Genomic DNA, 20,993 nt, shown 5'->3' with positions numbered 1-20,993 from the left:
CGACATGCCGGCCGAACAGGCATTGACCGTACTGGTTGCCGAGGATGGTGCCGCCGACCGTCTGTTGCTGGCGCAGATCGTGCGCCGCCAGGGGCACGAGGTTGTCACTGCGGAAAATGGTGAGCAGGCCGTGGCGCTGTTCGCCGAGCGGCGCCCACAGTTGGTGCTGCTGGATGCGCTGATGCCGGTCATGGACGGCTTCGAGGCGGCGCGGCAGATCAAGGCCCTGGCCGGCGAGGCGCTGGTGCCGATCATTTTCCTCACCTCGCTGAACGAGGAGGAGGCCCTGGTGCGTTGCCTGGAAGCGGGCGGCGATGACTTCATGGCCAAGCCCTACAGCGCGGTGATACTGGCAGCCAAGATCCGCGCCATGGACCGCCTGCGTCGGTTGCAGGGTACCGTGCTGGCGCAGCGCGACCAAATCGCCCAGCACCACCACCACTTGCTCAACGAACAGCGGGTGGCCAAGGCCGTGTTCGACAAGGTGGCACATGCCGGCTGCCTGGCGGCGCCGAACATCCGCTACCTGCAATCACCCTACGCCTTGTTCAATGGTGACCTGATGCTGGCGGCCTTCACGCCGGCCGGCGACATGCGTGTACTGCTGGGTGATTTTACCGGCCACGGCTTGCCGGCTGCGGTGGGTGCCATGCCGCTGGCGGAGGTGTTCTACGGCATGACCGCCAAGGGCTACGGCATGGCCGAGGTCCTGCGCGAGATGAACGCCAAGCTCAAGCGTATTCTGCCGGTCGACATGTTCTGCTGTGCGGTGCTGCTGAATCTGAGCATGCAGTGTGGCGCAGTAGAGGTATGGAATGGCGGCATGCCTGACGTCTACCACCTCTCGCTGGATGGCCAGGTGTTGTCGGTGCTGCAGTCTCGGCACCTGCCGCTGGGTATTCTGGCGGCCGAACGCTTCGATGCCAGCACAGAGATGTTGCCGCTGGTGCCAGGGGAGCGCCTGTTCCTGCTGTCGGACGGGGTGCTGGAAACTGCCGACGAGCAGGAGCGCCTGTTCGGCGAGCGGCGCCTGCGCGAGGTGCTGAACGCCAATCGTGACCCGGCCTGCTTGTTCGACGAGCTGCTGCTGGCCCTGGAGCGTTTTGGAGGGCACCCGCGCGACGATATCAGCCTGTGCGATATCCGCATGTTCGGTGCCAAAGAGCGGCCACCGATGCCGGTGGTCTACGCTGACAGCGGCCGGTCAAGCCCGCAGGACTGGTCGTTGGCGTTCGAGGTGCGGGGTGCCAGCCTTAAAAGTTTCAATCCGGTGCCCTACATGGTGCAGTTGTTGCAGGAAATACCCGGCTTGCGGGCGCGCACTGGCCACTTGCACAGCGTGCTCAGCGAGTTGTATTCCAATGCGCTGGAGCATGGCGTGCTCGGTCTGGACTCGCAGCTCAAATGCGATGTGCAGGGCTTTGCCGACTATTATCAAGAACGGGCGCGGCGCCTGGCATCGCTGGCTGAAGGTTGTGTAAGCATCCGTTTCAGGGTTGAACCGCGTGGCCAGGGTGGGCGTCTGAGGATCGAAGTCAGCGACAGCGGCGCTGGTTTCGATGTGCCGAGCGTACTGGCACGGGCTGTGCCGGACCACGGCCTGAGTGGGCGTGGCCTGAACCTGGTGCGGCAGCTGGCCGGTGATGCGCGCTGGGCAGAGGGTGGGCGGTGTGCGCAGGTGGAATTCGAATGGTGAGCCCCGTGCGGGCTTGGGCATAATCTGCTTGATCAGGGAGTGAGCAAGTGACGGACATGCATATCGATCACCGGGTCCTCAACGACCTGCGTGAGGTCATGGAGGATGGCTATCTCAAGTTGGTGGAGACGTTTCTCGAGGACTCGGAGTGCCGCGTGGGGCAACTGCATGCGGCCAAAAGTGCCCCCGAACTCAGGGCGGCTGCGCACAGCTTCAAAGGCAGCAGCAGCAATATGGGCGCGATGGTTTTGGCCAGCCTGTGCCAGCAGCTTGAAGAGCGAGCGCAGCGGCCGCCGCTGTACGGCATCGAGGACCTGATCAGCCGCATTGACCTGGAGTACAAGGAGGTAGAGCGCTTTTATCGCGCAGAGAAAGCTCGCATCTCTGCAGGCTGACGGCTAGTTGGCGCGAGTCTTGCTTTTCCCTGCCAGGAAGATACTCACGTTCTGGCGCGGAGACCGCTCGATGCCTGTCGCACCCAACCCTTTGTTGCAAGCCAATGCCCCCGCCAGTAGCGCGCGTTCGACTGCCCTGCAGGCAGACAAACCCGTGCAGGCGTTGGGCGACAAGGGCGACGGCTTCGACCAGGTCATGGCCCGGCAGCGGCGCAACCCGCCGGCTGGGCCCGATGACAAGGTTGCCCAGGCCAGGCCCAAGGACAAGCCGGAAGCGGCTGTTGGCGGCAAGAAAGACCCGGGCAGCAAGGCAGCGGTTGCCGATGACGGCAACAAATTGCCAGATGACGATACCGCCCAGGCCGATACCGGGCTAACGGACGCCAGCCTGGTGGCCGGGCAGGTCACCGATGGCCAGCCCGGCGGGCAGTTGATCCAGGCCCAGGCCGAGGCGGTGACGCCCGTGTTGCAAGCCGCCACGGCGCAAGTTCAACTGGCCACCGCAGTGCCGGCAGAACCCACCGAAGAAGCCTTCGACCCTGACGCCGACCCCTTGGCCAACCTGCCAACCCTGCGCCTGGCGCTGGAGCACAGCGCCCAGGCCAAAGGCAGTACTTCCGCACATGCCCTTGATCCGGCTCAGGCCCAGGGCGATGACGGCCGCGCTGCCGTCAATAGCTTGACGACTCTGGTCGAGCAAAGCGAGGGCGACGCTACCGAGTCCGGTGACGGGGCGTTCGGTGCCTTGCTCGAAGATGGCCTGAAAGACACCAAGAGCGCTGCCAGCGACACCCGTATCGACGACTTCGCCAATCGCCTGGCCAGCCTGACCCAGGCAGCCACGGCCAAGACCGCCAACGCGCTGCCGGCCAGTGCCAGCCCGCTGCACCAGCCCTTGCCGATGAACCAGAATGCGTGGGCCGAGGGCCTGGTCAACCGGGTCATGTACTTGTCCAGCCAGAATCTCAAGTCGGCGGATATCCAGCTGGAGCCGGCCGAGCTGGGCCGCCTGGACATTCGCGTCAATGTGGCGGCGGACCAGGCTACCCAGATCACGTTCATCAGCGGCCACGCGGGCGTGCGTGATGCCCTGGACAGCCAGGTGCACCGCCTGCGCGAGCTGTTCGCCCAGCAGGGGCTGGCGCAGCCCGACGTCAACGTCGCCGATCAGTCGCGGGGGCAGCAGCAGCAACAGGGCCAGGCACAGGACAGCAACCTGTCCGGGGTGGCCGCGCGGCGGGCCGGGCAGGGTGGGAGCGAGGTTGTCGATAGCGCCCGGCCTGTGGAGCAGCAGGTGGTTGTCGGCGACAGTGCGGTCGATTACTACGCCTGATGCCGGGTAGCCTGTTCCGACCTGTTCGCGGGCTCGCCCGCTCCCACAGGAATTTCATCGATTTTGAAACCTGTGCAGTACCTGTGGGAGCGGGCATGCCCGCGAAGAAGAGAGCACCGCAAATCCTGCTGAAACCAAGCTTCTGAGTAAGCTGGCATAACACTTGCTCAGGCCAAGCCATCCTCCTTTGAACCCCCGATGGACGACGGATTATTGGCATGGCGAAGAGCGAAGCAGTCAAAGACCCCGCCACAAAAGGCAAACTCAAGCTGATCATCATGGCTGTCGTCGGCTTGTTGCTGGCGATCGGCCTTTCGGTGGGCGCTACCTGGTTCATCATGCACAAGAGCGAACCGGCGCCGGCCGCCGAGGCGGCAGCCAGCAACGTCAAGCCAGCAGCGATCTACCAGGCGCTGACCCCGGCCTTCGTGGTCAACTTCAACCAGAACGGGCGCCAGCGCTACATGCAGGTGAGCATCACCATGCAGGCGCGCAACCAGGCAGACCTGGATGCGCTCAAGGTGCACATGCCGGTCATCCGCAACAACCTGGTGATGATGTTCTCCGGGCAGGGCTTCGACGCCCTCGCCGGCAGCCCGGTCGGCCAGGAAATGCTGCGCCAGAAAGCCACTGCCGTGGTCCAGGAAGTGGCGCAGAAGGAACTTGGCAAGCCGGTCATCGACCAGCTGCTGTTCACCAATTTCGTATTGCAGTAGGAGTCCGCCATGGCCGTACAGGACCTGCTGTCCCAGGATGAAATCGATGCCCTGTTGCACGGCGTCGACGACGGGCTGGTGCAGACCGAGACCGCCGCGGAGCCCGGCAGTATCAAAAGCTACGACCTGACCAGTCAGGACCGTATCGTGCGCGGTCGCATGCCGACCCTGGAAATGATCAACGAGCGTTTCGCCCGTTACACCCGCATCAGCATGTTCAACCTGCTGCGCCGCTCGGCCGACGTGGCCGTGGGTGGCGTGCAGGTGATGAAGTTCGGCGAGTACGTGCACTCGCTGTATGTGCCGACCAGCCTGAACCTGGTCAAGATCAAGCCATTGCGCGGCACTTCGCTGTTCATTCTCGACGCCAAGCTGGTGTTCAAGCTGGTGGACAATTTCTTCGGCGGCGATGGCCGCCACGCCAAGATCGAGGGCCGTGAGTTCACCCCCACCGAGCTGCGCGTGGTACGCATGGTGCTGGACCAGTGCTTCGTCGACCTGAAGGAAGCCTGGCAGGCCATCATGCCGGTGTCTTTCGAGTACATGAACTCCGAGGTCAACCCGGCCATGGCCAACATCGTCGGCCCGAGCGAGGCAGTGGTGGTGTCAACCTTCCATATCGAGCTGGACGGTGGTGGCGGTGACCTGCACGTGACTATGCCGTATTCGATGATCGAGCCGGTGCGCGAAATGCTCGATGCCGGTTTCCAGTCCGACCTGGACGACCAGGACGAGCGTTGGGTCAAGGCCCTGCGCGAAGACGTGCTGGATGTCGCCGTGCCGATGACTGCCACCGTGGCCCGGCGCCAGTTGAAGCTGCGCGACATCCTGCACATGCAGCCTGGCGATGTGATACCGGTGGAATTGCCCGAGCACCTGGTGTTGCGCGCCAATGGCGTGCCGGCGTTCAAGGCGCGGCTGGGCTCGCACAAGGGCAACCTGGCGCTGCAGATCATCGACCCGATCGAACGCCGTTGACGGCGTGCCGGTCGCCCCTAACGAATTGAATGCCTGTCGAGGAAACCATGGCTAACGAAAACGAGATCACCTCCCCAGAAGATCAGGCCTTGGCCGATGAGTGGGCCGCCGCGCTGGAAGAGACCGGTGCTGCCGGCCAGGCGGACATCGATGCGCTGCTGGGCGGTGACACCGGCAGCCACAGCGGCCCGGGCCGCCTGCCAATGGAAGAGTTCGCCAGCTCGCCCAAGCCGAACGAAAATGTCAGCCTCGAAGGCCCGAACCTGGATGTGATCCTGGATATCCCGGTGAACATTTCCATGGAAGTGGGCAGCACCGAGATCAACATCCGCAACCTGCTGCAGCTCAACCAGGGTTCGGTCATCGAGCTTGACCGCCTGGCCGGCGAGCCACTGGACGTGCTGGTCAACGGTACGCTGATCGCCCATGGCGAAGTGGTGGTGGTCAACGAGAAGTTCGGCATTCGCCTGACCGACGTGATCAGCCCCAGCGAACGCATCAAGAAGCTGCGCTGAGTGAAGGCCACGATACGTGCCATCGCGGCCCTTGCGGCGTTGTTGGGCAGCCACGTCTGTCTGGCTGCGGCCACGCCCACGGCCACGCCGGCAGCGGCGCCTGGCAGCCTGGGCGGGCAACTGGCGCAAATGGTCTTCGGCCTGCTGCTGGTGGTTGGCCTGATTTTCTTTCTGGCCTGGCTGCTGCGGCGTTTGCAGAGCACGGCGGTGAAGGGTGGGCAGGTGATCGAGATCGTCGGCAGCCGCGCCATCGGCCCGCGCGACCGCCTGTTGCTGGTGCAGGTGGGCAAGGAGCAGATTTTGATAGGCCACACCCCGGGCAGCATCGAGGCGTTGCATGTGCTGGCAGAGCCGGTGCAGGTGCCGGAAAACGCTCGCCAGGCGACGCCGGAGTTTGCCCAGCGGTTGATGGAGTTGATGGGCAAGAACCCTAAGGACAACAGGTGATGAGCGGCGCGCTGCGTAGGTTGTTGGGGCCGTTGTTGACAGTGGCGCTGTTGCTGGCCGCGCCGTTGGCGTTGGCCGCCGACCCGTTGTCGATTCCGGCCATTACCCTGTCCAATACCGCGGACGGGCAGCAGGAATATTCGGTCAGCCTGCAAATCCTGCTGATCATGACGGCGCTGAGCTTCATTCCGGCGTTCGTCATCCTCATGACCAGCTTCACCCGTATCATCATCGTGTTCTCGATCCTGCGCCAGGCCCTGGGCTTGCAGCAGACACCGTCGAACCAGCTGCTGACCGGCATGGCGCTGTTCCTGACGATGTTCATCATGGCCCCGGTGTTCGACCGGGTGAACCAGGATGCCCTGCAGCCTTACCTGAAAGAACAGATGACCGCTCAGCAGGCCATCGACAAGGCCCAGGGCCCGCTCAAGGACTTCATGCTCGCGCAAACCCGGCAAAGCGACCTGGACCTGTTCATGCGCTTGTCCAAGCGCACCGACATTGCCGGGCCCGATCAAGTGCCGCTGACCATCCTGGTGCCTGCGTTCGTCACCTCCGAGCTGAAAACGGCGTTCCAGATCGGCTTCATGATTTTCATCCCGTTCCTGATCATCGACATGGTGGTGGCCAGTGTGCTGATGGCGATGGGTATGATGATGCTGTCGCCGCTGATCATTTCGCTGCCGTTCAAGATCATGCTGTTCGTGCTGGTCGATGGCTGGGCGCTGATCATGGGCACCCTGGCCAGCAGTTTCGGCGGCGTCTGACGCCGTCAAGGAGAGCCGCCGATGACACCTGAAGTCGCTGTCGACCTGTTCCGTGATGCCCTGTGGCTGACCACCCTGATGGTGGCCGTGCTGGTGGTGCCAAGCCTGTTGGTGGGCCTGGTGGTGGCGATGTTCCAGGCCGCCACGCAGATCAACGAACAGACCCTGAGCTTTCTGCCGCGCCTGCTGGTGATGCTGATCACGCTGATCGTTGCCGGGCCGTGGCTGGTGCAGAAGTTCATGGAGTACATCACCACGCTCTACACCAACATTCCGCAGCTCATAGGTTGATGCGCGGATGCTGGAGCTGACCGATACGCAGATCGGCACCTGGGTCGCCACCTTCATCCTGCCGTTGTTCAGGGTGACGGCGGTGTTGATGACCATGCCGATCTTCGGTACCCGCATGCTGCCGGCGCGGGTGCGCCTGTACGTGGCCGTGGCCATTACCGTGGTCATCGTGCCGGCGTTGCCACCGCTGCCTGAATTCGACCCGCTGAGCCTGCGCGGCCTGCTGCTGTGCGCCGAACAGATCATCGTCGGGACGTTGTTCGGCCTGGCGTTGCAGTTGCTGTTCCAGGCGTTCGTGATTGCCGGGCAGATCGTTGCGGTGCAGATGGGCATGGCCTTCGCCTCCATGGTCGACCCGGGGAACGGGGTCAACGTTACGGTGATCAGCCAGTTCATGACGATGCTGGTGAGTGTGCTGTTCCTGTTGATGAACGGCCACCTGGTGGTGTTCGAGGTGCTGACCGAAAGCTTCACCACGTTGCCGGTGGGCAATGCGCTGGTGGTCAACCACTTCTGGGAGCTGGCCGGGCGCATGGGTTGGGTGTTCGGTGCCGGCTTGCTGTTGATCCTGCCGGTGATTGCGGCGTTGCTGGTGGTGAACATTGCCTTTGGGGTGATGACCCGTGCGGCGCCGCAGCTGAACATTTTCTCCATCGGTTTCCCGTTGACACTGGTCATGGGCATGTTCATCTTCTGGGTCGGCCTGGCCGATGTGCTGTCGCACTACCAGGCATTGGCCAGCGAAACGCTGCAGTGGCTGCGTGAACTGGCAAGGGCGGGCTGAGCATGGCTGAGAGCGAAAGCGGCCAGGACAAAACGGAAGACCCCACCGAGAAACGCAAGCGCGACTCACGGGAAAAAGGCGAGGTCGCCCGCTCCAAGGAGTTGAACACGGTGGCGGTGACCCTGGCCGGCGCGGGTGGGCTGCTGGCGTTTGGCGGGCATTTGGCCGAAACCCTGCTGGCGTTGATGCGCATGAATTTCAGCCTGACCCGCGACATCATCGTGGACGAGCGGGCGATGGGCGCGTTTCTGCTGGCCTCGGGCAAGATGGCCATCTGGGCCGTGCAGCCGGTGCTGATCCTGCTGTTCGTGATCTCCTTCGTGGCGCCCATCGCGCTGAGCGGCTTCCTGTTCTCGGGCAGTTTGCTGCAGCCGAAATTCAGTCGCATGAATCCGTTGTCGGGCATCAAGCGCATGTTCTCGATGCATGCCTTGACCGAATTGCTGAAGGCGCTGGCCAAGTTTTTCGTGATCCTGGTAGTGGCGGTGGTGGTACTGATCAACGACCGCCAGGCGCTGCTGTCGATTGCCAACGAGCCGCTGGAGCAGGCGATCATTCACAGCCTGCAGGTGGTGGGCTGGAGTGCCTTGTGGATGTCGGCCGGGTTGTTGCTGATCGCGGCTGCGGATGTGCCGTTCCAGCTGTACCAGACGCACAAGAAACTGAAGATGACCAAGCAGGAAGTGCGTGACGAGTACAAGGACAGCGAGGGCAAACCCGAGGTCAAGCAGCGTATTCGCCAGCTGCAGCGCGAAGTATCGCAGCGGCGCATGATGGCGGCGGTGCCGCAGGCCGACGTGATCATCACCAACCCGACCCACTATGCGGTGGCCTTGCAGTATGACCCGGAGAAGGGTGGGGTGGCGCCGTTGCTGTTGGCCAAGGGCACGGATTTCATTGCCTTGAAGATTCGCGAAATTGGCGTGGAGCACAAGGTTCAGATCCTGGAATCGCCGGCGCTGGCGCGGGCGATCTACTACTCGACCGAGATCGAGCAGGAAATCCCCGCCGGCCTGTACCTGGCTGTGGCGCAGGTGCTGGCCTATGTGTTCCAGATCCGCCAGTACCGTGCGGGCAAGGGCAGGCGCCCTGAGCCGTTGAAGGATGACCTGCCGATTCCGCCAGACCTGCGCCGCGACAGTTGACCTTGTGTCTTGAGAGGGGATTAGAAGCTGTCATTCACTGTTCCACCTGTGGGAGCGGGCGTGCCCGCGAACACCGGCGCAGCCGGTGCCAGGCACCGCGTCGCCTGCTTCGCGGGCACGCCCGCTCCCACAATGAATCGCGCAGGCTTTTCAAATTTTGAGAAAGACAGTTGCTTGTGCGAGGGCTTCTGGCCCTTTCGCGGGCCCCCCGCTCCCACAGGCCGACCCACAACATAAATCTCCTGTCGCGCAAAGTTGGAAGGGTTCTTGCAATGCCAGCCGCAGATGCCCCTTGGGCGTCAAAGTTTTGCATCAAGAGGACTCGCGGTGGATCGCACTCAGTTAATCAGCAACGCCCGTCATAACCTGGCCGGGCTCGGTCGGGGCAACCTGGGTGTACCGCTGCTGCTGCTGGTGATGTTGGCAATGATGATGTTGCCGATACCACCGTTCCTGCTCGACGTGTTCTTCACCTTCAACATCGCCTTGTCGATCGTGGTGCTGCTGGTCTGCGTCTACGCCCTGCGCCCGCTCGACTTCGCTGCATTCCCCACCATCCTGCTGGTGGCCACGCTGCTGCGCCTGGCGCTGAACGTGGCCTCCACGCGGGTGGTCATGCTGCACGGCCAGGAAGGCCACGGCGCCGCCGGCAAGGTGATCCAGGCCTTCGGCGAGGTGGTGATCGGCGGTAACTACGTGGTCGGTGCGGTGGTCTTCGCCATCCTCATGATCATCAACTTCGTGGTGGTGACCAAGGGCGCCGGGCGTATCTCGGAAGTGAGCGCGCGCTTCACCCTCGACGCCATGCCCGGCAAGCAGATGGCGATCGACGCCGACCTCAATGCCGGCCTCATCGACCAGGCCCAGGCCAAGCACCGTCGTGCCGAGGTGGCCCAGGAGGCCGAGTTCTACGGTTCGATGGACGGTGCCAGCAAGTTCGTGCGCGGTGACGCCATCGCCGGCTTGCTGATCCTGTTCATCAACCTGATCGGTGGCATGCTGATCGGCATGCTGCAGCATGGCATGAGCTTCGGCGATGCCGGCAAGGTGTACGCCCTGCTGACCATCGGTGACGGTTTGGTGGCGCAATTGCCATCACTGCTGTTGTCGACCGCTGCGGCGATCATGGTCACCCGCGCCTCGGGCTCGGAGGACATGGGCAAACTGATCAACCGGCAGATGTTCGACTCGCCCAAGGCGTTGGCGGTGTCGGCGGGGTTGATGATTGTCATGGGGCTGGTGCCGGGCATGCCGCACGTCGCCTTCATCGGCCTGGGTCTGCTGGCCGGTGGCGGGGCTTATCTCGTATGGAAGAAACAACAGAAGGCCAAGGCCCAGGCCTTGCAGGAGGCGCAGCGCCAGCAAGACCTGCTGCCTTCGCCGCAGCGGGCGCTGGAAACCAAGGAGCTGGGCTGGGACGATGTGACACCGATCGACATGATCGGCCTGGAAGTCGGCTACCGGCTGATCCCCTTGGTGGACCGCAACCAGGGTGGTCAGTTGCTGGCGCGAATCAAGGGCGTGCGCAAGAAGCTGTCGCAGGACCTGGGCTTCCTCATGCCCACGGTGCATATCCGCGACAACCTCGACCTGCAACCCAGCGCCTATCGCCTGACGCTGATGGGGGTGATCCTGGCGGAGGCCGAGATCTACCCGGACCGCGAGCTGGCGATCAACCCGGGGCAGGTGTTCGGCACTCTCAACGGCATTGCCGCACGTGACCCGGCGTTTGGCCTGGAGGCGGTGTGGATCGACGTGGGCCAGCGCTCGCAGGCGCAGTCGCTGGGCTACACCGTGGTCGATGCCAGTACGGTAGTGGCCACCCACCTCAACCAGATCCTGCAGAAGCACTGCCATGAACTGATTGGCCACGAAGAGGTCCAGCAACTGTTGCAGGTGTTGGCCAAGGCTTCGCCTAAACTTGCAGAAGAACTGGTGCCGGGTGTCATTTCCTTGTCGGGGCTGCTCAAGGTCTTGCAGGCCCTGTTGTCGGAACAGGTACCCGTGCGCGATATTCGCAGTATTGCCGAAGCAATCGCGAACAACGCTGGCAAGAGTCAAGATACCGCCGCGCTGGTTGCGGCGGTGCGCGTCGGATTGTGTCGCGCCATCGTGCAAAGCATTGTCGGCGTTGAGTCGGAGCTCCCGGTGATCACCCTGGAGCCAAGGTTGGAACAGATTTTGCTGAATAGTCTGCAACGCGCCGGGCAAGGCCAGGAAGACGGTGTTCTTCTGGAACCGAGCATGGCCGAAAAGCTGCAACGTTCGCTGATCGAAGCGGCCCAGCGCCAGGAAATGCAGGGCCAGCCGGCCATTCTGCTGGTCGCCGGCCCGATCCGCGCCATGCTGTCGCGTTTCGGTCGCCTGGCTGTACCGAATTTGCATGTGCTGGCGTATCAGGAAATACCGGACAACAAGCAAGTCACCATCGTTGCCACCGTGGGCCCTAACGGCTGAGGTAGTGGATAATGCAAGTTAAGCGATTTTTCGCCGCCGATATGCGTCAGGCCATGAAACTGGTCCGTGATGAGCTGGGCGCCGATGCCGCGATCATTGGCAACCGTCGCATTGCCGGTGGTGTCGAGCTGACGGCCGCGCTGGACTACAAGCTGTCCGCCCTGGCCCCGCGTGTGCCCAATGCCGAGCTGGAAGAAGAGCTGCGCAAGACCCACACGCGCATTGCCACCGCCCAGGCCGAGCTGGGCCACCGCCAGGACAGCAGCGATAACAACCGCCAATTGTTCGCCGGGCAGTCGCTGACCGCTGCCGAGCCTCTGGTCGAGCCCCATGTCGAGGCCCCACAGGCGGCGGCCGCCACGGCGCCGGCGCCCGTTGACCCGCGCCTGTTCGATGCCATGCGCTCCGAACTGTCGGGCCTGCGCGAACTGCTGGAAGTGCAGCTCGGCTCGCTGGCCTGGACCCAGCTGCAGGGCAGCAAGCCACAACAGGCCAACATCTGGCGGCGCCTGCAGCGCATTGGCCTGTCCGGGCCGATTGCCCGCGAGTTGCTGGAGCTGACCGCCGAAATCGAAGAGCCACGCCATGCCTGGCGCATGTTGCTGGCGCACTTGGCGCGCATGATCGAAATTCCCGAGGTAGAGCCGATCGAAGAAGGCGGTGTGATCGCCATGGTCGGCCCGGCCGGCATGGGCAAGACCACCACCCTGGCCAAGCTGGCGGCGCGCTACGTGCTCAAGTACGGCGCGCAGAACATGGCGCTGGTGAGCATGGACAGCTTCCGCATCGGTGCCCAGGAGCAGCTCAAGACCCTTGGCCGCATCCTCAATGTCCCGGTCACCTATGTCGACCCAGGCCAGTCGCTGGCGGCAGCGCTGGAGCCGCTGCTGCGCAAGCGTGTGGTGCTGATCGACACCGCCGGCCTGCAGGCCAGCGACCCGGCCCTGCGCATGCAGCTGGAAACCCTGGCCGGCCGTGGCATCGCCGCCAAGAATTACCTGGTACTGGCCACCACCAGCCAGAAGCAGGTGCTGACCGCCGCCTACCACAGCTACAAGCGCTGTGGCCTGGCCGGCTGCATCCTGACCAAGCTCGATGAAACGGCAAGCCTTGGCGATGTGCTGAGCCTTGCCATCAGTCATGATTTGCCTGTGGCCTATCTTACCGACGGCCCGCGCATTCCTGACGACCTGCACCTGCCGCGGGGGCACCAGCTGGTGTCCCGCGCGGTCAATGTGCAGCAGCAGGAGGAGCCCAGCGAAGAGGCAATGGCCGACATGTTCGCTGATCTCTACCACAACCCACGGCGAGCGGGTTGAGTATGAAACGTGTGCAAAGTAGCTATGCCAAGGGGTACGCAGAATTGCCCTACGTGTGGCCTGGGTCCCAGCGATACAAGGTAAATTACAAACATGGGTAGCATGCATCCCGTACAGGTGATCGCCGTGACCGGTGGCAAAGGTGGCGTCGGCAAGACTAACGTTTCAGTGAACCTGTCCCTGGCGTTGGCCGAACTCGGCCGCAGGGTCATGTTGCTGGATGCCGACTTGGGCCTGGCCAATGTCGACGTGTTGCTGGGCCTGACGCCCAAACGGACCCTGGCCGATGTCATCGAAGGGCGCTGCGAGCTGCGTGACGTGATACTGCAGGGCCCTGGTGGTGTGCGCATCGTACCGGCTGCCTCCGGTACGCAGAGCATGGTCCACCTGGCGCCTGCACAGCATGCCGGGCTGATCCAGGCGTTCAGCGAAGTCGGCGACAACCTCGATGTACTGGTCATCGATACCGCTGCGGGTATCGGTGAGTCGGTCGTCAGCTTTGTCCGTGCCGCCCAGGAAGTGCTGCTGGTGGTGTGCGACGAGCCGACCTCGATCACCGATGCCTACGCGCTGATCAAGCTGCTCAACCGTGACTACGGCATGAACCGCTTCCGCGTGCTGGCCAACATGGCCCAGAGCCCTCAGGAAGGGCGCAACCTGTTTGCCAAGCTGACCAAGGTTACCGACCGTTTCCTGGATGTCGCCCTGCAGTACGTAGGCGCCGTGCCCTACGACGAGTGCGTGCGCAAGGCGGTGCAGAAGCAGCGTGCCGTTTACGAAGCCTTCCCACGCTCCAAGTGCGCGCTGGCCTTCAAGGCGATTGCCCAGAAGGTCGACAGCTGGCCGCTGCCGGCCAACCCACGTGGCCACCTGGAGTTCTTCGTCGAGCGCCTGGTGCAGCCGACAAGCGCGGGACCGGTGCTATGAACGCCAGCGGGTTCAAGATGTACAGCCGGGCGGCGAAAGACGCCCAGTACGAGTTGATCGAACGCTACGCCCCCCTGGTCAAGCGCATCGCCTACCACCTGTTGGCGCGCTTGCCGGCCAACGTGCAGGTCGAGGACCTGATCCAGGCCGGCATGATCGGCTTGCTGGAAGTGGCCAACAAGTACGACGCCAGCAAGGGCGCCAGCTTCGAAACCTATGCCGGCATTCGTATCCGCGGCGCCATGCTCGACGAAGTGCGCAAAGGCGACTGGGCACCCCGTTCGGTGCACCGCAACACCCGTATGGTCAGCGACGCGATGCGCGCCGTGGAGGCCAGAACCGGCCGTGACGCTAAAGATCATGAAGTTGCTGCCGAACTCCAATTGAGCCTCGACGATTACTACGCGATCCTCAACGATACCTTGGGCAGCCGTTTGTTCAGCTTCGATGACCTGCTGCAGGACGGTGAGCACGAAGGGCTGCATGAAGACGGCGCCAGCGGCCAGGTCGAACCTGCCCGGGGCCTCGAGGAGGAGCGCTTCCAGCTAGCCCTGACCGAGGCCATCGCCAACCTGCCCGAGCGTGAACGCCTGGTGCTGGCGCTGTACTACGACGAAGAGCTCAACCTCAAGGAGATCGGTGAGGTGCTGGGGGTCAGCGAGTCGCGGGTCAGCCAGTTGCACAGCCAGTGTGCCGCGCGTCTGCGTAGCCGCCTGGGGGAATGGCGGGCGCGCTGAGCCTGCCGGGGTTGCGGCTGTTTCCACGCGGTTTTCCACGTTGTACCGAATTGATTGAATGCGCGCTCGGGGCCGAGCGCGTTTGAGACTGCTTGGAGGTCTACTTGAACAAAGACATGAAAATCCTCATCGTTGACGACTTTTCGACGATGCGGCGGATCATCAAGAACCTGTTGCGTGACCTGGGCTTCACCAACACCGATGAGGCCGACGATGGCACCACGGCGCTGCCGATGCTGGAAAACGGCCATTACGACTTCCTGGTGACCGACTGGAACATGCCTGGCATGTCCGGCATCGACCTGCTGCGCAAGGTGCGTGCCCACGACCGGCTGAAAACCATGCCCGTGCTGATGGTGACTGCCGAAGCCAAGCGCGACCAGATCATTGAAGCGGCCCAGGCCGGCGTCAATGGTTACGTGGTCAAGCCGTTCACGGCACAGGTGCTCAAAGAAAAGATCGAGAAGATCTTCGAACGCGTCAACGGCTGAGTCACGTCAGGGGGCGCGCCATGGATTCATCACATAACTCTTTGGGCGAGTTCGAATCGACCCTGAAGAAACATGCCCAGGAGTTGGTCGAAAGCCTGGAGCGGGGCCGTTTCGGCGAGGCGGTGCAGCTGATTCACGAGCTGAACCAGACCCGCGACCGCGGCCTGTACCAGGAAGTCGGCAAGCTGACCCGCGAGCTGCACAGTGCCATCGTCAGTTTCCAGATCGACCCGACCATACCGCAGGCCGAAGAGGTGTCGCAGATTACCGATGCCACCGAGCGCCTGTCCTATGTGGTCAAGCTCACGGAAGGCGCGGCCAACCGCACCATGGACCTGGTCGAGGCAAGCACCCCGGTGCTCAACGACCTGGCCAGCGAGGCCAAGGCCCTGAGCACCGACTGGCAGCGCTTCATGCGCCGCGAAGTGGCGGCGGAAGAATTCCGCGACCTGGTCAAGCGGGTCGACAGTTTCCTCACGCACAGCGCCGAAGGCAACCGCAAGGTCGCCGGCCACCTCAATGACATTCTGCTGGCCCAGGACTATCAGGACCTGACCGGGCAGGTGATCAAGCGCGTCACCAACCTGGTGACCGAAGTGGAAAGCAACCTGCTCAAGTTGGTGCTGATGGCCAGTCAGGTCGACCGCTTTGCGGGCATTCAGCATGACCACGATCAATTGCGCGCAGAAAAAGATCGAGAAAAACATCCGACTCGGGGTGAAGGTCCGCAGATTCATGCCGATAAGCGTGAAGACGTCGTGTCCGGCCAGGACGACGTCGATGATCTGCTGTCCAGCCTGGGTTTTTAAGGAGCACCTTTGATGAGCTTCGGCGCCGATGAAGAAATCCTCCAGGATTTCCTGGTAGAAGCCGGCGAAATTCTTGAGCAACTGTCCGAGCAATTGGTCGAGCTGGAAAGCCGGCCCGACGATGCTGACCTGCTCAATGCGATCTTTCGCGGTTTCCACACTGTAAAAGGGGGCGCCGGCTTCCTCCAGCTGAACGAGCTGGTGGAGTGCTGCCATATCGCCGAGAACGTGTTCGACGTGCTGCGCAAAGGTGAGCGTCGGGTTGACGCGGAGCTGATGGACGTAGTGCTCGAGGCACTGGACACGGTCAACAGCATGTTTGGCCAGGTGCGCGAGCGCGCTGAAGTCACGCCGGCAACCCCCGAGCTGCTGGCGGCCTTGGCGCGCCTTGCCGAGCCGGGCGCAGCGCAGCCGCAGGGTGGCGAAGAAGCGGTGGTGCCGGAGACTGCGGCGCAAGCGCCTGCCGCGGCACCGGTGGTGGACCAGGAGCAGCACCAGGACATCACCGACAGCGAGTTCGAGCAGTTGCTCGATTCGCTCGATGCGGTCAAGGCACAAGCTGCGGCCGAGGAACAGCTGCAAGGCGAGAGCGTGAGTGGTGGCGGTGATGAAATCACCGATGCCGAGTTCGAATCGCTGCTCGACCAGTTGCATGGCAAAGGCCAGTTCACTGCCGAAGTTGCAGCGCCGGCTGCTGCCGTCAGCCACGAAGCGGCCAGTGACGAAATCACCGATGCCGAATTCGAGTCGCTGCTCGACCAGCTGCATGGCAAAGGCACCTTCCAGGCCGATGCCCTGCCTGCCGCCAAGGCGGCACCTGCCGAGGTGGCGCCTGACAGCACCGCCAGCGCCACCAGCGACGAAATCAGCGAGCATGAATTCGAAGCGCTGCTGGACCAGTTGCATGGCAAGGGCAAATTCGGCGGTGACGTCGCTGCAGTCCAGGCACCGCCTGCGGCCAAGGCGCCGGCAGCGGCCAAGCCGCAAAGCCCGGCGGCCGCCAAGCCAGCTGCGGCTCCTGCACCTGCGCCAGCGCCCGCGGCTGCGAGCAAACCTGCTGCAGCTGCGCGCACGCCGGCCCCGGTCGCCGACAAGCATGCGGTCAGCGAAGCGGAAACCACCGTACGCGTCGACACGGCGCGCCTGGACGAGATCATGAACATGGTCGGCGAGCTGGTGCTGGTGCGTAACCGCCTGGTGCGCCTGGGCCTGAACAGCGGCGACGAGGCCATGTCCAAGGCCGTGTCCAACCTCGACGTGGTCACCGCCGACCTGCAGACCGCGGTGATGAAAACCCGCATGCAGCCGATCAAGAAAGTCTTCGGCCGCTTCCCGCGCCTGGTTCGCGACCTGGCGCGCCAGTTGAAGAAAGAGATCAACCTTGAGCTGGTCGGCGAAGAAACCGACCTCGACAAGAACCTGGTCGAGGCCCTGGCCGACCCGTTGGTGCACTTGGTGCGCAACGCCGTCGACCATGGTATCGAGATGCCCGATGAGCGCGATGCCGCAGGCAAGCCGCGCACGGGCCGCGTGGTGCTGTCGGCGGAGCAGGAGGGCGACCACATCCTGTTGTCGATTTCCGACGACGGTAAGGGTATGGACCCGAACATCCTGCGGGCCAAGGCGGTGGAGAAGGGCCTGATGGACAAGGACGCCGCCGAGCGTCTGAGCGAGTCGGACTGCTACAACCTGATCTTCGCCCCGGGGTTCTCGACCAAGACCGAGATTTCCGACGTGTCCGGGCGTGGCGTGGGCATGGACGTGGTGAAGACCAAGATCTCCCAGCTCAACGGTTCGATCAACATCTTCTCGGCCAAGGGCCAGGGCTCGAAGATCGTCATCAAGGTGCCGCTGACCCTGGCGATCATGCCCACCCTGATGGTGATGCTGGGCAACCAGGCATTCGCCTTCCCGCTGGTCAACGTCAACGAGATCTTCCACCTCGACCTGTCGCGTACCAATGTGGTCGATGGCCAGGAAGTGGTGATCGTGCGCGACAAGGCACTGCCGTTGTTCTACCTCAAGCGCTGGCTGGTGCAAGGCCAGGTGCATGAAGAGCAGCACGAGGGCCACGTGGTAATCCTGTCGGTCGGCACCCAGCGCATTGGCTTTGTCGTCGATCAACTGGTAGGCCAGGAAGAAGTGGTAATCAAGCCGCTGGGCAAGATGCTGCAAGGTACCCCGGGCATGTCCGGGGCCACCATTACCGGTGACGGTCGTATTGCGTTGATTCTCGACGTCCCGAGCATGCTCAAGCGTTACGCCGCGCGGCGTATTTGATTTCGGTGGCGCACCTTGGCAGGTCGCGCCGCCTAATGGAGTGTTTATGGCAGTCAAGGTCCTGGTGGTGGATGATTCCGGTTTCTTCCGCCGCCGCGTCTCGGAGATCCTCTCGGCGGATCCGACGATCCAGGTAGTAGGTACCGCGACCAACGGCAAGGAAGCGATTGACCAGGCGCTGGCGCTCGAGCCCGATGTCATCACCATGGACTACGAAATGCCCATGATGGATGGCATCACTGCGGTGCGGCACATCATGCAGCGCTGCCCGACGCCGGTGTTGATGTTTTCCTCGCTGACCCATGAGGGCGCCCGGGTCACCCTCGATGCGCTGGACGCGGGGGCGGTGGACTACCTGCCGAAGAACTTCGAGGACATTTCGCGCAACCCCGACAAGGTCAAGCAACTGCTGTGCGAGAAAGTGCATACGCTGGCGCGCAGCAACCGCCGGTTTGGCAGTTACGCCAGCCCTGCGCCGGCCGCAACGCCGGCACCTGCCAGCAGCCATGTGCCGGCGGCGGGCGTGGGCAGCCCGGCAGCGGCGCGCAGTGCGCTGCCGGCCCGCGCCCCGGCCGCCGCGCCCGCTGCGGCTGCGGCGCCTAAACGCAAGCCGTACAAACTGGTGGCCATCGGTACCTCCACCGGCGGCCCAGTGGCCCTGCAGCGGGTGTTGACCCAACTGCCGGCCAACTTCCCTGCACCGATCGTGCTGATCCAGCACATGCCGGCTGCGTTCACCAAGGCGTTTGCCGAACGCCTGGACAAACTGTGCCGCATCAGCGTCAAGGAAGCCGAGGACGGTGACATGCTGCGCCCAGGGCTGGCTCTGCTGGCCCCGGGTGGCAAGCAGATGATGGTCGATGGCCGTGGCACGGTGAAGATCCTGCCGGGCGATGAGCGCCTGAACTACAAGCCGTGTGTGGACATCACCTTCGGCTCGGCGGCCAAGTCATATGGCGACAAGGTGCTGTCGGTGGTGCTGACCGGCATGGGTGCCGATGGCCGTGAAGGTGCGCGCCTGCTCAAGCAGGGCGGCAGTACGGTGTGGGCCCAGGATGAAGCCAGCTGTGTGATCTATGGCATGCCCATGGCCATCGTCAAGGCCAACCTGGCCGACGCGGTGTATAGCCTGGACGAGATCGGCAAGCACCTGGTAGAGGCCTGCGTCTGATGGACGTGCTGAGCCTGATCGGCCTGATCCTCGCCTTCGTTGCCATTGTCGGTGGCAACTTCCTCGAGGGTGGCCATGTCGGTGCCCTGGTCAATGGGCCGGCGGCATTGATCGTGCTGGGCGGCACCTTGGCGGCAGCACTGCTGCAGTCACCGCTGGCCTCGTTCAAGCGGGCCCTGCAGATTCTGCGCTGGATCCTGTTCCCGCCCAGGGTCGACCTGGCGGGTGGCATCGACCGGGTGGTGAACTGGAGCCTGACCGCGCGCAAGGAAGGCTTGCTGGGCCTGGAAGGGGTGGCCGACAGCGAGCCCGACCCGTATGCGCGCAAAGGCTTGCAGCTGCTGGTCGATGGCGCCGAGCCAGAAGCCATTCGCAGTATCCTCGAAGTCGATTTCCTGACCCAGGAAAGCCGCGATATCCAGGCGGCCAAGGTGTTCGAGAGCATGGGCGGTTACGCGCCTACCATCGGCATCATCGGTGCGGTCATGGGCCTGATCCACGTGATGGGCAACCTGGCCGACCCGTCGCAACTGGGCAATGGCATCGCCGTGGCCTTCGTCGCCACCATCTACGGTGTGGCCAGCGCCAACCTGGTGCTGCTGCCGATCGCCAACAAGCTCAAGGCCGTGGTCATGCGCCAGTCGCGCTACCGCGAAATGCTGCTCGAAGGTCTGCTGTCGATTGCCGAGGGTGAAAACCCGCGCTCCATCGAGCTGAAGCTGCAAGGCTTCATGGAGTAACCCATGCGCCGCCGCCGTCATACCGAGGAACACGAAAACCACGAACGCTGGCTGGTGTCATACGCCGACTTCATTACCTTGCTGTTCGCATTTTTTGTGGTGATGTACTCGATTTCGTCGATCAACGAGGGCAAGTACAAGGTCATTTCCCAGGCGCTGCTCGGGGTGTTCAACGACCCTGAGCGCAGCATGAAGCCCATCCCCGTGGGCGAGGAAAAGCCATTGACCGTGCGCCCGGCCGAGCCGCTGGTCAACGACAGCGAGCAGACCGAAGCGGGCCTTGCGGCAACCAATACCGACCCGCTGAAGACCATCAGCGATGACGTGCGCGATGCCTTTGGCGACCTGATCAAAAGCAACCAGATGACCGTGCGCGGCAACGAACTGTGGATCGAGATCGAGCTCAATTCATCGCTGTTGTTCGGCAGTGGCGATGCCATGCCCAGCGACAAGGCGTTCGCCATCATCGAGAAGGTGGCCGATATTCTCAAGCCGTTCGCCAACCCGGTGCATGTCGAGGGTTTCACCGACAACCTGCCGATCCGCACCGCGCAGTACCCGACCAACTGGGAGCTGTCGTCGGCGCGGGCGGCGAGCATTGTGCGCCTGCTGGCCATGGAGGGGGTAAACCCGGCCCGCATGGCTTCGGTCGGCTATGGCGAGTACCAGCCGGTGGCCAGCAATGACACCGCCGATGGCCGCGCGCGCAACCGGCGGGTGGTGTTGGTGATTTCCCGTAACCTGGAAGTGCGCCGCAGCCTGACGGGCTCGGGTAGCGCCAATGCAACACCGGATGCTGCCCTGCGCCGGGCTGGCACACAAAGTGCACCGGCTACGCCAGCAACGGTGGCGGGGCAGTGATTCGTCAATTCTCTGGCACTGCTACAAGCACAATTTTGACTGTGACGCCGTTCCCTGTGGGAGCGGGCGAGCCCGCGAAGCAGGCGACGCGGTGATTGGCACCGGCTTCGCCGGTGTTCGCGGGCTCGCCCGCT

At 63.3% G+C, this 20,993-nt stretch carries 21 protein-coding genes; all 21 read left to right on the top strand.

The features are described 5' to 3' along the window. Positions 1–4: 4 nt before the first annotated feature. The 21 genes from APH30_RS00435 (at position 5) to motD (ending at position 20,859) form a co-directional block, all read left to right on the top strand. Entirely contained in the window at positions 5–1,696 is a 1,692-nt protein-coding gene (locus tag APH30_RS00435; RefSeq protein WP_054911381.1) for a fused response regulator/phosphatase, read from the top strand. Positions 1,697–1,743: 47 nt separating this feature from the next. Beyond that, the gene (locus tag APH30_RS00430) at positions 1,744–2,091 is read left to right on the top strand and encodes an Hpt domain-containing protein (RefSeq protein ID WP_054911380.1); all 348 of its coding nucleotides are present in this window, start codon (positions 1,744–1,746) and stop codon (positions 2,089–2,091) included. Between the two features lie 70 nt (positions 2,092–2,161). Beyond that, a complete protein-coding gene (locus APH30_RS00425; protein ID WP_054911379.1) occupies positions 2,162–3,424 on the top strand; it encodes a flagellar hook-length control protein FliK in 1,263 nt (420 codons plus the stop codon). A gap of 218 nt (positions 3,425–3,642) precedes the next feature. Further along, a complete protein-coding gene (gene fliL / locus APH30_RS00420; RefSeq protein ID WP_054911378.1) occupies positions 3,643–4,140 on the top strand; it encodes a flagellar basal body-associated protein FliL in 498 nt (165 codons plus the stop codon). Between the two features lie 9 nt (positions 4,141–4,149). Further along, positions 4,150–5,118, top strand: coding sequence for a flagellar motor switch protein FliM (gene fliM / locus APH30_RS00415; protein ID WP_009683214.1), 969 nt, complete (start codon positions 4,150–4,152; stop codon positions 5,116–5,118). A 47-nt stretch (positions 5,119–5,165) separates the two neighbouring features. Further along, the gene (gene fliN, locus APH30_RS00410) at positions 5,166–5,633 is read left to right on the top strand and encodes a flagellar motor switch protein FliN (RefSeq protein WP_029885654.1); all 468 of its coding nucleotides are present in this window, start codon (positions 5,166–5,168) and stop codon (positions 5,631–5,633) included. Then, positions 5,634–6,080 (top strand): flagellar biosynthetic protein FliO, encoded by a 447-nt coding sequence (gene fliO / locus APH30_RS00405; RefSeq protein WP_054911377.1) that lies wholly within the window; start codon positions 5,634–5,636, stop codon positions 6,078–6,080. Then, positions 6,080–6,847 (top strand): flagellar type III secretion system pore protein FliP, encoded by a 768-nt coding sequence (gene fliP, locus APH30_RS00400; RefSeq protein ID WP_054881279.1) that lies wholly within the window; start codon positions 6,080–6,082, stop codon positions 6,845–6,847. The genes fliO and fliP overlap by 1 nt, the downstream gene beginning before the upstream one ends. A 21-nt stretch (positions 6,848–6,868) precedes the next feature. Beyond that, positions 6,869–7,138, top strand: a complete 270-nt coding sequence (gene fliQ / locus APH30_RS00395; RefSeq protein ID WP_012273497.1) for a flagellar biosynthesis protein FliQ — start codon at positions 6,869–6,871, stop codon at positions 7,136–7,138. 7 nt (positions 7,139–7,145) lie between these two features. Beyond that, positions 7,146–7,922 carry a flagellar biosynthetic protein FliR gene (gene fliR, locus APH30_RS00390; RefSeq protein ID WP_054881280.1) on the top strand — a complete coding sequence of 259 codons (777 nt, stop codon included), beginning with the start codon at positions 7,146–7,148 and terminating at the stop codon, positions 7,920–7,922. A gap of 2 nt (positions 7,923–7,924) precedes the next feature. After that, the gene (gene flhB / locus APH30_RS00385; RefSeq protein WP_054911376.1) at positions 7,925–9,067 is read left to right on the top strand and encodes a flagellar biosynthesis protein FlhB; all 1,143 of its coding nucleotides are present in this window, start codon (positions 7,925–7,927) and stop codon (positions 9,065–9,067) included. Between the two features lie 327 nt (positions 9,068–9,394). Then, the gene (gene flhA / locus APH30_RS00380; protein ID WP_054881281.1) at positions 9,395–11,524 is read left to right on the top strand and encodes a flagellar biosynthesis protein FlhA; all 2,130 of its coding nucleotides are present in this window, start codon (positions 9,395–9,397) and stop codon (positions 11,522–11,524) included. An 11-nt stretch (positions 11,525–11,535) separates the two neighbouring features. After that, positions 11,536–12,843, top strand: a complete 1,308-nt coding sequence (gene flhF / locus APH30_RS00375) for a flagellar biosynthesis protein FlhF (RefSeq protein WP_054911375.1) — start codon at positions 11,536–11,538, stop codon at positions 12,841–12,843. 84 nt (positions 12,844–12,927) lie between these two features. Then, positions 12,928–13,770, top strand: a complete 843-nt coding sequence (fleN, locus tag APH30_RS00370; RefSeq protein WP_172828404.1) for a flagellar synthesis regulator FleN — start codon at positions 12,928–12,930, stop codon at positions 13,768–13,770. Further along, positions 13,767–14,507 (top strand): RNA polymerase sigma factor FliA, encoded by a 741-nt coding sequence (gene fliA / locus APH30_RS00365; RefSeq protein WP_009683227.1) that lies wholly within the window; start codon positions 13,767–13,769, stop codon positions 14,505–14,507. Before fleN ends, fliA begins: the two co-directional genes overlap by 4 nt. 116 nt (positions 14,508–14,623) lie before the next feature. Then, a complete protein-coding gene (locus tag APH30_RS00360) occupies positions 14,624–14,998 on the top strand; it encodes a chemotaxis response regulator CheY (protein WP_166524971.1) in 375 nt (124 codons plus the stop codon). 20 nt (positions 14,999–15,018) lie between these two features. Then, positions 15,019–15,807, top strand: a complete 789-nt coding sequence (locus tag APH30_RS00355; protein WP_009683229.1) for a protein phosphatase CheZ — start codon at positions 15,019–15,021, stop codon at positions 15,805–15,807. A gap of 12 nt (positions 15,808–15,819) precedes the next feature. Then, entirely contained in the window at positions 15,820–18,087 is a 2,268-nt protein-coding gene (locus APH30_RS00350; RefSeq protein WP_054911374.1) for a chemotaxis protein CheA, read from the top strand. Between the two features lie 46 nt (positions 18,088–18,133). Beyond that, a complete protein-coding gene (locus tag APH30_RS00345) occupies positions 18,134–19,258 on the top strand; it encodes a chemotaxis response regulator protein-glutamate methylesterase (RefSeq protein WP_054911373.1) in 1,125 nt (374 codons plus the stop codon). Next, positions 19,258–19,998: a flagellar motor protein gene (locus tag APH30_RS00340; protein ID WP_009681920.1), complete on the top strand. Its 741-nt coding sequence runs from the start codon at positions 19,258–19,260 to the stop codon at positions 19,996–19,998. The genes APH30_RS00345 and APH30_RS00340 overlap by 1 nt, the downstream gene beginning before the upstream one ends. Positions 19,999–20,001: 3 nt before the next feature. Then, positions 20,002–20,859, top strand: a complete 858-nt coding sequence (gene motD, locus APH30_RS00335) for a flagellar motor protein MotD (RefSeq protein WP_009681921.1) — start codon at positions 20,002–20,004, stop codon at positions 20,857–20,859. The last annotated feature ends 134 nt before the right edge of the window (positions 20,860–20,993 follow it).

It is taken from the genome of Pseudomonas sp. NBRC 111127 (assembly GCF_001320345.1).
GTDB classification, from domain to species: domain Bacteria; phylum Pseudomonadota; class Gammaproteobacteria; order Pseudomonadales; family Pseudomonadaceae; genus Aquipseudomonas; species Aquipseudomonas juntendi.
Note: the sequence above shows the minus strand (reverse complement) of the source record. Positions and strands in the feature narration are given on the sequence as shown.